The following is a 12,354-nucleotide window of genomic DNA, read 5'->3' on the forward strand; positions in this document are numbered from 1 at the left end:
AAGGGAATGTTAAAAAAACACTCTCACTAACACAGGTTTTGAGTCAGGCGGGCTGACGTGCGAACTTGGAGTTTTGCACTTCTATTAAACTTTAGTAATAAATTGGAACTTTGTTGCTCCGAAATCCGCCCGAACGCAAAGCCCTAGCCCGAAAGAAACAGAAAAATAACCACTATCACAAAAACTTTGCTGAATCTCTTAGCAAAGTTTTTTGTTTAATAGAGCGAGGAGGGAATTTGGGGTTCTAGGCTAAGTCGCCTAGGTTCGTTGGGAAGAGGTTGGCGTTAGATATAAAGTCGTTTAGGTTAAGTTGGAAGTGTTTTGGGTCCCAGGCTAAGTTGTCTAGGTTAAATAGGAAGTGCTTTAAGCTAAAGACCAAGTCGTCTATATTTTAAACCAAGTTGTCTAGGTTCGTTAGGAAATAAATGACGTTCTGAACCAAGAGTTCTAGGTTCTAGACCAAGTCCACTAGGTTAAATTGGGAGTATTTGGGGTTGATTTAATAAAAAACATAATTTATAAGCAAATTACCCTTTACAGACGCAAAATTAGCTTCTAAAAGTATAACTTTGCGATGCTAAAGTGCTAATGTGGGGCTTTACACTTTATATAGTGCTAATGATATGGCACCAAAATGTCTTTAGAAACTAATAGAATATTTGCAAAACCACCTTAATAGATTTAATATATGACCACGAGAGAGCAACAACTAAACGCCTTTGGAGAATTACTGGAGATTATGGATACCCTAAGAGCGCAATGCCCTTGGGATAGAAAACAAACCTTGCAAAGTCTAAGACACCTCACCCTAGAGGAAGTCTATGAGCTATCCGATGCCCTTCTGAACGAAGACCTAGACGAGATTAAGAAAGAATTGGGAGATGTCCTTTTACATTTGGTATTTTATGCCAAAATAGGCTCGGAGCAGCAGCACTTTGATATAGGAGATGCCCTAAAATCACTCAACGAAAAACTCATTTTCAGGCACCCTCATATCTACGGCAATACAGAGGTGAAAGACGAGGAAGAAGTGAAGCAAAATTGGGAGAAACTCAAGCTCAAAGAGGGCAATCGTTCCATTCTATCAGGCGTACCTAGAGGGCTGCCGTCTTTGGTAAAGGCATATCGTATCCAAGACAAGGTGCGGGGCATCGGTTTTGAGTTTCCAAATGCCGAAGCGGCGTGGAGCAAGGTAGAAGAAGAACTTCAAGAGTTTCATCATACCCAAGACTCGCAGCAGAAGGAACAAGAGTTTGGCGATGTGTTGTTTTCTTTGGTTAATTATGCTCGGCTTTCGGGCATCAATCCTGATACTGCCTTAGAGCGTACCAATCACAAATTCATTAGCCGCTTTCAAACGATGGAGGCTTTAGCTTCGCAGAAAAATCTCAACCTAGACAGCCTCTCTCTGGAAGAGATGGACTGCCTTTGGGAAGAAGCTAAAAAACAAGAACGAGAATAAATGAAAAATGTTCGGTAATCATTACCTTTAATAGTTATTATAAACAAGTTTATGGGAAAACAGTTGGGGCTTATAGGGAGAAACATTTCATACTCCTTCTCTCAAAAATATTTTGAAGCCAAGTTTAAGAAGTTATTTATCAAAGATATTTCCTACCATATTTTAGATTTGCCCAGTATAGAGAGCGTTACAGCATTATGGTCTAATCCAAGATTGGTGGGCTTTAATGTTACCATTCCGTACAAAGTAGAAATTATAAACTACCTAGATGAGCTTAGCGAAGAAACCCAAGCCATAGGGGCGGTAAATACAGTAAGCATTAAAGACGGCAAGAGGATAGGTTACAATACAGATGCCTATGGTTTTGAACGAACCTTAGACCTCCATCTTAAACCTACTCATCAGAAGGCACTTGTACTAGGCGATGGTGGGGCGGCTAAAGCCGTTAAATTTGTGTTAGAGCGTAAAGGTATTCCGTATCTTGTGGTCTCTAGGCGAGGGGCAATCAAATTTGAACAACTTACCGAAGAGCATCTGTCCGAATATCAAATCATCATACAATGTACTCCCGTAGGCACTTATCCTAATGTGGAAGACTGTGTCCTATTCCCGTTTGATGGGCTTTCGGACGAACATTTGGTATTAGACCTTATCTATAATCCCGAACGAACTAAACTCATCAAAGAAGCTCAAAAAAGAGGGGCTAAAACAGCTAATGGACTGTTTATGCTAGAACAACAGGCAGAAAAAGCGTGGGAAATTTGGAATTTAGTATAAAAAACCTTTAATTTAGTGCCGATGGAAAAATTGGGGCTTAGAACCCAATTAGAATTTAATACTTTAAAAATATACTGCTATGAACAAAGAAACTCTGAACTCTAGACAAGAAGAACCAAACACACCTCAACCCAACCAAGAAATAAAGGAAAATACTGTTTTAGAACCTTCGTCTTATCAGGAGTCGGAAGTTGAAGAAGAAGACCACGATGACGACGACCACGAAGAGAACGAAAAGTTATCTTTGAAAGAGTTGGTAGATAAGCTGGAGAGGCTCATCAATCTAGAGAATGCAGGAGAGGAGATTCAGAAATTCAATGCGCTTAGAAAATCTATTTCCGAGCAAATAGACGAAATAACAGAAAACAAAAAACAGGAGTTCGAAGCAGCAGATAATGACCCTTTGGAGGTTTTCAGCTACGAACACCCTTTACAAGCAAAGTTTTCTGCACTCGTCAATATTTTTAAAGAAAAGAGAGACCTCTTTATTCAAAAGCAAGAAGAAGAACACCAAAAAAATCTAGAGGTAAGGCTAGAAATTGTAGAAAAACTTAAAAATCTTTACACTAATACAGAACCAGGGACAGACCTATTCAGAGCCATAAGGGAAATAAAAGAGGAGTGGGCTAATGCGGGTAAAGTAGCAAAGTCGGAGTTCAAAAATCTGAACAATAACTACTATCATCACCTCAATGGGTTCTACCAAATGCTAGACCTCAACAAAGAATACCGTGAGCAAGAGTATGCCCATAATTTGGAAAAGAGACAGCACATCATCGCTCGTGCTAAGGAGCTATTGGTAGAGCCACTGATACAAAAAGCACTTAACGAATTGCAGTATCTCCACAAACTTTGGAGAGAGGAGGCAGAGCCTGTGGCAGAAGAGTTTAGGGACAGCACTTGGGAGGAGTTTAAGGAACTTTCTAACCAAATACACGATAGAAAAACTGAACTCTTCGCAGCGAGAGAAGCGGAACAAAAAGAAAATCTAGAGAAGAAAAACACCATTATTGCTCAAATCAAGGCTTTAGGGTCGCCAGAAAAACCTAACCATAATTATTGGCAGAAATCCATTAAGAAAATGGAAGAGCTAAGAGAAGAATTTATAAAGTTAGGTAGCGTTCCTAGAAAGCTTTCTACCCAAAATTGGACTGATTTTAAGCAAAGCGTAAGAGCCTTTAATTCGGCTAAAAACGAGTTTTATAAAGGTCTTAAACAAGCTCAAATAAACAACTTAGAAGAAAAATATAAGTTGATAAAAGTGGCTCAAGATAACAAAAACTCCGAAGATTGGGAGACTATGGTGCCGCTATTCAAGAAACTTCAGAAAGATTGGCAAACGATAGGACACGTGCCTAGAAGTCAGGCAAATAAAGTATGGGACGCGTTCCGTGAAGCGTGCAACTTTTTCTTTGACCAATACAGAACCAAAAGCGAAGCGGCTGGAGACGATTGGAACGAAAACTTTAAGCAGAAGAAAGGTCTCCTAGAAGAACTAAAAAAAATAGAGAAAGGAGAGAACTCTCTAGAAGTAATAGAGGAAATTAAAAATAAATGGAATGCCGTAGGCAAAGTGCCTAAGGATAAGTTGGGCATCAATTCGGAGTTTAATAAAACTCTAAAGCAAAAGCTGAAACTTAATAACCTTAATGAGTTTGATATTAAGGAGGAAGGCTTATCCGAATCTCAAATTACTGATAGAGCTCGTAAGCTTAAAAACCAAATTATCGACCTTGAGGCTGAAGTGGTTAAGCTGGAAAACAATCTTTCTTTCTTTAACAATCCAACGAGAGAGAATCCGTTGTTAAAAGATACTTTTGAAAAAATTGATGATAAGAGAGCTCAATTAGAGAGCCTTAGAATTACATTACATCAAATGATTTCTGGAGAATAATAAAAGGTTAAACGAAAATAGAAACAAAAACTTTGTTGGGATTAGATTGATTTCAACAAAGTTTTTTAGTTAATGTCAAAAATAAACGCTCCGTATGTCTCACGAAAAATATATAAGTCGGTGTATTGCTTTGGCAGAGAAGGCTAGAGGTAACACTTACCCTAATCCTTTGGTAGGAGCGGTAATTGTACACAATGGCATCATCATAGGGGAAGGCTATCATCACAAGGCAGGAGAGCCTCATGCAGAAATTAACGCTATCAATTCGGTGGATAATAAAGAGCTTTTAAAAGAATCTACGATTTATGTTTCATTAGAGCCTTGTTCCCACTTCGGGAGAACGCCACCTTGCGCTCTTAAAATCACAGAAATTGGTTTCAAAAAAGTGGTTATAGGCTCCGCTGATTCTAATGAAAAAGTGAGTGGCAAAGGAAAAAAAATGATAGAAGAAGCAGGAATAGAAGTGGTTGATAAAGTGTTGGAGGAACAATGCCGATGGCTTAACAGAAGGTTTTTTACTTTCCACGAGAAAAAAAGACCATACATTATCCTGAAATGGGCAGAGTCTAACGATGGTTTTATAGACCGAAATTTCGCTCCAATGCCTATCTCCAACGTTTTGGCATCTCAATATGTGCATAAGATGAGAGCAGAAGAACACGCTATTTTGGTTGGGACACAAACGGCACTTAATGATAATCCAACTTTAGATGTAAGGCATCTTGACGGTAGAAATCCTATCAGAGTTTTAATAGATTTGGAGCTTAAAGTTCCTCGAAGTTTTAATATTTTCAATACTAATGCTCCTACCATTATTTTTAACCTTTATAAAAACTGTGAGCAAGACCATTTGAAATGGATAAAAATTGATAGAGAAAATTTTCTAGAAGAACTGATGTGTCATTTGTATGAACAGCAGATACAATCTATCATTATAGAAGGCGGAAGCAAGATGTTAAATGCCTTTATTGAAGCTCAACTTTGGGATGAGGCGGTGGTAATTAAAGCGTCTAATCTAACTTTGAATAATGGGACTAAAGCTCCTACATTCAATGAAAAACCTTACCGACAAAAACAAATGAAAGATAATGTTTTAAATTTTTATAAAAAATAGTTTTTATGCTTTATCTGTTACTTTCCGTAGGCGTTATTTTTCCTAGTTTGCTAGGTGTGGGAATGCTATTTGAAAAACTATTAGGAAAGTTGTGGGAAGAAAAACTATCCTCTGCTTTTTTTGCAGGGTGTATGGGATTGAGTTTGGTATGGGCGGTTTTAGCATTTGCAGTGCCTATCAATAGAGTAGTAGAAGTCTCTAGCTTGGTTTTAGGACTAAGTGCCTTTGTTTATTTTAAAATATATCGCGTTTTAGGAACTTTTATTACTAGAAACTATTTGATTTTTGCTCCGTTGCTTTTTATTGTGTTGCTTTTTGGGAGTGGGTATCCGTTTATTTTAGACCACTTTGGTTACTATGTGCCTAGTATTAAATGGATTGCAGAGGTAGGTCTAGTAAAGGGAATTGGGAACTTAGATTTAATATTAGGGCAAATGTCCCTTTGGCATATTTTACAGGCGGGATTTTCTAATACTTCTGATGTTTTTCTGCGATTGAATGTAGTATTACTTTTAGGATATATCATTTATATTATAGAGAAAAAGGTGTGGGTTCATTTTATCTTTTTGCCTATTTTGTTATTGTTTTTACAATCGCCAAGTACAGATTTACCAGTTATTGTAGGCTCTTTAATAATTTTGAATGAAGTTTTGAATAAAAACCGTAATGTATCAGCATTGTTTGGGTTTTCGGTTTGGATTTTCAGCATAAAACCTACCATAATATGGCTCCCGTTGATGGTCTTTTTATATGCTTTTTTAATACGAAAATTTTCTTATCGGTTGATAATCGTAGGCGTAGGTGTGGTGTCTGTTTTTGTGATTAAAAATTGGTATTGCTTTGGATTTCCCGTTTTTCCAGTACAAGTTTTGGATTTAGATTTGAGTTGGAAGCCTAATGAATTTTTGCTTAAAAATTCTGCCGAAACTGCTATCCTTAAAACTTACGATTTTCAATATTCTTACGAGGTAATAAAGCAATTTTCGGTTTGGGAAAGTGTTAAAAATTGGATATTTCTGAAAGGCATAAAAGGAGTTATCAATATAGCTTTTGTTTTGAGCTTGTTGGCATTACTATTATATGCTATTAAAAGTAAAAGCCGTTTGATTTGGCTGATTGTAATATCAATTTTTATTAAAAGCGTTTTGGTGTTGCTATTTTCAGCACAATACCGATTTTTCTTAGAAGTGTTTTTTGTGGTTGTTCTTTTAGTTTTTAGAGATTGGTTTTCCGCTAAGAAAGTGGCTTTAGTGAGTATTATAGGTACTTTGGGTATGTCTGTATTTTTGTTTGCTCCATCTTTAATTGTGAAATATATTCCTAGCTTCAGGCTGGGTGGATTTATTAAAAATATAGAATTTTCCCAAGTTGTAAAACCAGCGACTTACAAATATCAACGGTATAAAACTTTTACAATAGGTAATCTGACCTTTAATGTAGTGGACAATTATCCTTTTAGTTTTGATACACCACTTCCAGCTATTTCTCCTAGTTTTTTGGAGCTTTATTTAGAGGCAGGGATTTTTCCTCAAAAAATAGGTTCGAACTTAAAAGAAGGTTTTGTTTGGAAAAAATTATCCAACAAAGATAGAGAGCAATTACAACAGATTGTTAATGGATTTTATATAAATGAAAAAAGATAGAGATATTATCTCTATCTTTTTATTTGGGTTCTAGAACGCAAAATGGAATAATGCATTCCTCCAAAGAAATGCCACCGTGCTGGTAGGTTTCTTTATAATAATTAACAAAGTGATTGTAGTTTTTTGGATATGCTAAAAAGGTGTTATTCTTAGCAAATACATACTTACTACTTAGATTCCCTTTGGGGAGGAATAGCTTTTCGGGTTGGCTAATAGCCCATACATCAGAATCTTCATAAGAAAGGCTTTTCCCTGTTTTGTAGCGGATATTAGTGGAGGTTTCTCGGTCGCCTACAACTTTACTTGGCTTTTTAACATAGATAGTGCCGTGGTCTGTAGTGATGATGAGTTTAAAACCAGACTCCGCAGCTTGTTTAATCAGTCTCATAATAGGAGCGTTTTCAAACCAATTTAAGGTAAGAGAACGGAAGGTTTTATCATCTCTAATCAACTGATTAACGATAGAGTTATCCGTTTTGGCGTGGGATAAAATATCTATAAAATTATAGACGACTACCACTAAATCTTTATTTTGATGTTGATGAAAATCTTCTAAAACCTTTTGTTCAAAATCAGAGTTTAAGACTTTAATGTATTTCATTGTCTTAGAAGATAATCCTAGACGCTTCATTTGGTCTTTTAGGAAATCTTGTTCGGCATCGTTTTTATTGCCTTCTTCGTTGTCGTTCAGCCATTGGTCAGGAAATCTTTTTTCTATTTCGGAAGGCATCAATCCAGCAAAAAAAGCATTTCTTGCATATTGGGTAGCCGTGGGTAAGATGCTGTAATATGGGGTTTCTAGAGTTTTGTTATAGAATTTAAGAAACAGTGGTTCGATGACTTTCCATTGGTCGTACCTTAGATTATCTATCATAAGTAGCAGAACTTTGTCATTCTGCATTTCTGGTTTTACCTTTTCTTTAAAAAGCGTATGGCTCATAAGAGGCTTTTCGTTTGAATTAAGCCAATTTTCGTAGTTTCTTTCTATGAACTTGGCAAACTGTATGTTGGCTTCCTCTTTTTGAGATTGTAGCAAGTCGGCAAATTCGTTATCAAATACTTTATCAAACTTAATTTCCCAACCCAATATTTTTTTATAATAATTACTCCAATCCTCATAAGTGTTAAGATAACTTAACTCCATACTTATGTTTCTGAACTCTTGCTGATATTCTTGCTTGGTTTGTTGTTCTACAAGGTCGTCGCTTTGTAGATTTTTTTTCAAAGAGAGCAGAACTTGGTTAGGATTTACAGGTTTTAAGATATAATCGGCAATTTGAGAACCTATGGCTTGCTCCATAATGTGTTCTTCTTCGCTTTTAGTTACCATTACAATTTTCATTGCTGAATTTTTTTCTTTTAGTAATGGTATGGCATCTAGCCCAGAAATACCAGGCATATTTTCGTCCAAAAGAACTAATGAAAAACTTTCTTCGTCTAATATTTCTAAGGCTTCATTAACATTATTGATGGGCGTTACCTGATAACCTTTGTTTTCTAAGAATACGATATGAGGTTTTAATAAATCTACCTCGTCATCTATCCATAATATTTTTTTAGCCATAACTATTCTTTATTTATAAGGGTGTTTGTAACACTCTTCTTTAGTTTTCCAAAGATACAGCTAACCCCACCAATATCTAGCCAAAGCATTTATAAAAAAAGTTAAATTTGAGTTAAATAAAAAAGCAGGTTTTTAGCCTGCTTTTCGTTAATCTTCTAAGACTCCGAATTTGTTGTTTTTAAAGTCATCAAAAGCCTGAATAATCTCTGCTCTAGTGTTCATTACAAACGGACCGTGAGCGGCTATAGGTTCGTTAAGTGGTTCTCCACTAAGGATAAGTACAACAGCATCATCTAGGGCTTCTATGTTGAAATCTTCGCCACTATTTTCAAACAAAACTAGATGATCTGTAGGAGCTTCTTCCTCTTCGTTTACAATAATGTTGCCCTCTATAACTAAAGCGACGGTATTAAAATGAGCAGGGAAACTAAATGAAGCTCTAGCACCTTTTTTCAGTCTTGCATTCATCATATGTATTGGGCTGAAGGTACTTGCGACACCTTTGCTACCATTGTACTCTCCTGCAATTACTTCTACCCAACTGTTTTCGCCAACAGAAACTTTAGGAAACTCTGCGTGTTGTATAGATTGGTATTTTGGAGGACTCATTTTATAGCGAGCAGGGAGATTTACCCACAGTTGCACCATTTGGAAAATGCCACCTTTTTTACTCCATTCAGTTTCGTGATATTCTTTATGGAGTACACCGCTACCAGCTGTCATCCACTGTACATCGCCTTCTTGTATAATGCCACCGCCACCTGCACTATCGTGATGCTCTACTTTACCTTGATAAGCTATGGTTACGGTTTCAAAGCCACGATGAGGGTGTACGCCTACGCCTCTAGGAGTTTGGGAAGGTTCAAAATAAAACTTAGAATTGTAATCCATCATAATGAAAGGATCCATTCTTTTCATATCTAATCTAAATCCGCTAGGGATAAAATTGTGTACTCTAAAACCATCTCCTACAAAATGTGCAGGTCTAGGAGCTGCGATAAGCTCTATTTTTTTAGTGTTCATTTTGAATATTTTTTACTTAAGCAAAGATACCTTAAACCTTTACCTTAAAGCATTGACCTAGGATAAAAATTGGTCATTAGTTTATAAGTATTTTTTTGTGGTACTTTTGCCTTTTAGAGATACAAATCATCTTCTATATCCCTGTAGGTTGAAAAAAATTAAACAGAATTTTAGAATAAAATATCATAGTTGGTGGGGGGGGGAGAGAAAATAACACGAAAATTTTAGTAAATCTAGTTCAAGATACAAAGGCTTCAAAGAGTCCTGCAATGATTAAAATAATCCAATTCATCTTAATGGTATAAAAAAGGGTTTTGATGAGTTGCTGTAAAATAAAAAACTGTTTCTACATCTGTTGTAGAAACAGTTTTTACCTATAATTTTAGTTTATATATGCTCTGTTTTAAAGAGCTTGTCGTAGTTATGAAGTTCGTTATTGGTAAAACCTTGAGATTCCATCCACTCATCATTATAGACTTTGCTGATGTATCTAGAACCGTGGTCTGGATAGATAAGCACCACTAAATCATCTTCTTTAAACGGATTCTCCTCTGCATACTGCATAAGAGCTTGGGTCACGGCTCCTGTAGTGTAGCCTCCCATAATGCCTTCCTTTATAGCGATTTCTCTTGTGCGGTAAGCACTTTGTTCATCGTTTACTCTTACAAATTCGTCTATTAAATCAAACCTAAGTGCAGTTGGGATTAAGTTTTTACCTAATCCTTCTATTTGGTAAGGATGAATGTCCTCTTTATTGATAGCCCCTGTTTCGTGGTAAGTTTTAAGTATAGAACCATCTGCATCTACTCCAATGATTTTGATGTCAGGGTTCTGCTCTTTAAGATATTTAGCAGAGCCAGAAAGTGTTCCACCAGTACCAGTACACGCGATTAGGTGTGTGATTTTTCCTTGGGTCTGTTCCCATATTTCAGGACCAGTAGAGGAGTAGTGGGCGTCTATATTTAGCTCGTTAAAATATTGGTTGATATAGATAGAGTTAGGTGTTTCTTTGGCAATTCTTTTAGCAACTTCGTAATAAGAGCGAGGGTCGTTTGCAGGTACATTTGCAGGGCAAACATATACGGTAGCACCTAATGCTTTTAGATAAGCTATTTTTTCAGGCTTAGTTTTATCGCTTACAGATAAGATGCACTTGTACCCTTTGATAATGCTTACCATCGCAATAGAAAACCCTGTGTTACCAGAGGTAGTCTCTACAATAGTAGCACCAGGTTTTAGTAATCCTTTTTTTTCTGCTTGTTCTATAATATGTAGAGCTATCCTATCCTTAGTAGAGTGTCCTGGATTAGAAGACTCTATCTTCGCATAGACTGTAGCCGCTATATTTTCGGTAATTTTATTTAATCTAACAAGAGGAGTATTTCCTATTAAACCGAGAATATTATCATAAACATTAGTCGCCATATTACATTTTCTCAAAAACTGGGTGCAAAGTTAATAAAAAAATAAGGAATATAAGACTTAAATATCTGTTTAGTTTTGGTGGTGTTTTATATTATTAGTTACAGTTGATTTGCTTTTTTATTTTAAGGCTTCCATATTTATAGCTGTACTCCCAAGGTTTTTTAATATTTTTGCGGTTCTATTTTTAATTCTATGATTATTGTTCTTCTCATTCTAAGTGTAATAGTAGGTGTATTGTTAGGCAAGTTTTTTGGGGCTAAAGAGAAACTAGCAAAGAATTTACTTATTCTAAGTGCGGGGTTTCTTATTACGATTTGTCTTAACGAAGTCTTTCCTCAAGTCTACCACGAACAAAATCATAACATAGGGATTTGGATTGTATTAGGAGTGCTATTACAGATGGTTTTAGAAAGCCTTACCAAAGGCTTTGAGCATGGGCATATCCACCATCATAGCGAAACTAAAAATATATTGCCTGTGGCACTTATGGTGGGTTTGTTTTTTCATGCTTTTATAGAAGGTATCCCTTTAGCTAACGAAACAGAGGTTTTGTCGCCTTATCTCACAGGTATCCTGTTTCATAATCTTCCTATTTCCTTTGTTTTGGGAGCGTATTTGTTTGGTAAAGGGTCATCAAAGCGTTATTCGTGGAGTATTATTAGCATTTTTGCTTTGGCTTCTCCTCTTGGAGTGCTTTTGGGAAAATATATCCCAATGGAGTGGCAGTCTTATTTTCTAGCTATAGTGGGAGGGATATTTCTGCATATCTCCGCTGTAATTATATTTGAAAGCAACAAAAACCACAAAATGGATTGGACGAAGCTCCTGCTTGTAGTGTCAGGAATTCTGATTGCTTTGCTAGGGCATTTATTTCATCATCATTAAAGGTTTAAACATTTTAACGCTATTAAAATTAAAAAGAATTCGTGGAAATAATAAAGCTCTCTATCATTCCCACGAATCTGTTTTTTGTGAATATTAGATATTACCTATCTACTATCATTTTATGTATTTGATTTTAATATATTTTTGAGTTTTTCTATACTTTCTAATTCTATATTACTTAAATCAAATATTTTTCTTTCACCATCAAATTTAGAGATTGTGAGTTGGTTATTTGCAAAGTCAAAGTTACTTATTTCATCAAATTTAAAAGTCTTTCCCAAAAATAACTCATTAAGTTTAATTACAATTCTTTTTTTATTCCATTGGACAAAGTTTTTATACCAAAGAAATTGAGAATGAATAACAGCAATAAATAAGAAAATTACAATGGTTATTAGCTTTAGGTAATTTGTATTTTTAAAAGTCCAAAACTCAAAAGTATTTATAATTACCAAAAATAAAGCAAGAACCAACAAGATAAATTGTGCTTTACTATCTCTAAAGTTTAATTGATCAAAATGTATTTTTTTCATTTATAAATTTTTACGATTACTAATTATCTTATAG

10 protein-coding genes are annotated in these 12,354 nt (G+C 35.6%); 6 read left to right on the top strand and 4 right to left on the bottom strand.

Features of this window, described 5'->3' with window-relative positions:
- Positions 1–688: 688 nt before the first annotated feature.
- The 5 genes from mazG to D1003_RS08575 all read left to right on the top strand — a co-directional run bounded on the left by mazG (position 689) and on the right by D1003_RS08575 (position 6,890).
- On the top strand, positions 689–1,462 hold the full coding sequence (gene mazG, locus D1003_RS08555) for a nucleoside triphosphate pyrophosphohydrolase (RefSeq protein ID WP_153936467.1): 774 nt from the start codon (positions 689–691) through the stop codon (positions 1,460–1,462).
- A 51-nt stretch (positions 1,463–1,513) separates the two neighbouring features.
- The gene (locus D1003_RS08560; RefSeq protein WP_153936468.1) at positions 1,514–2,239 is read left to right on the top strand and encodes a shikimate dehydrogenase; all 726 of its coding nucleotides are present in this window, start codon (positions 1,514–1,516) and stop codon (positions 2,237–2,239) included.
- Positions 2,240–2,318: 79 nt separating this feature from the next.
- Positions 2,319–4,133 carry a DUF349 domain-containing protein gene (locus tag D1003_RS08565; RefSeq protein ID WP_153936469.1) on the top strand — a complete coding sequence of 605 codons (1,815 nt, stop codon included), beginning with the start codon at positions 2,319–2,321 and terminating at the stop codon, positions 4,131–4,133.
- Between the two features lie 94 nt (positions 4,134–4,227).
- The gene (gene ribD, locus D1003_RS08570; RefSeq protein WP_153936470.1) at positions 4,228–5,247 is read left to right on the top strand and encodes a bifunctional diaminohydroxyphosphoribosylaminopyrimidine deaminase/5-amino-6-(5-phosphoribosylamino)uracil reductase RibD; all 1,020 of its coding nucleotides are present in this window, start codon (positions 4,228–4,230) and stop codon (positions 5,245–5,247) included.
- A gap of 5 nt (positions 5,248–5,252) precedes the next feature.
- On the top strand, positions 5,253–6,890 hold the full coding sequence (locus tag D1003_RS08575; protein WP_153936471.1) for an LIC_10190 family membrane protein: 1,638 nt from the start codon (positions 5,253–5,255) through the stop codon (positions 6,888–6,890).
- A 19-nt stretch (positions 6,891–6,909) separates the two neighbouring features.
- On the opposite strand, the gene D1003_RS08580 is transcribed toward D1003_RS08575, so the two are convergent.
- From D1003_RS08580 to D1003_RS08590, 3 genes are all read right to left on the bottom strand, one after another.
- On the bottom strand, positions 6,910–8,454 hold the full coding sequence (locus D1003_RS08580; protein ID WP_079207695.1) for a PglZ domain-containing protein: 1,545 nt from the start codon (positions 8,452–8,454) through the stop codon (positions 6,910–6,912).
- Positions 8,455–8,601: 147 nt separating this feature from the next.
- Positions 8,602–9,477 carry a pirin family protein gene (locus tag D1003_RS08585; protein ID WP_153936472.1) on the bottom strand — a complete coding sequence of 292 codons (876 nt, stop codon included), beginning with the start codon at positions 9,475–9,477 and terminating at the stop codon, positions 8,602–8,604.
- A 387-nt stretch (positions 9,478–9,864) separates the two neighbouring features.
- On the bottom strand, positions 9,865–10,902 hold the full coding sequence (locus tag D1003_RS08590) for a PLP-dependent cysteine synthase family protein (RefSeq protein WP_153936473.1): 1,038 nt from the start codon (positions 10,900–10,902) through the stop codon (positions 9,865–9,867).
- A 192-nt stretch (positions 10,903–11,094) separates the two neighbouring features.
- On the opposite strand from D1003_RS08590, the gene D1003_RS08595 reads away from it, so the two are divergent.
- On the top strand, positions 11,095–11,787 hold the full coding sequence (locus tag D1003_RS08595; protein WP_153936474.1) for a ZIP family metal transporter: 693 nt from the start codon (positions 11,095–11,097) through the stop codon (positions 11,785–11,787).
- Positions 11,788–11,906: 119 nt separating this feature from the next.
- Here D1003_RS08595 and D1003_RS08600 read toward each other — a convergent pair whose 3' ends face one another.
- Positions 11,907–12,320 (bottom strand): hypothetical protein, encoded by a 414-nt coding sequence (locus tag D1003_RS08600; protein WP_153936475.1) that lies wholly within the window; start codon positions 12,318–12,320, stop codon positions 11,907–11,909.
- Positions 12,321–12,354: the final 34 nt, after the last annotated feature.

The sequence above is a fragment of the Riemerella anatipestifer genome (assembly GCF_009663465.1).
In the GTDB taxonomy this organism is placed as follows: Bacteria; Bacteroidota; Bacteroidia; order Flavobacteriales; family Weeksellaceae; genus Riemerella; species Riemerella anatipestifer_C.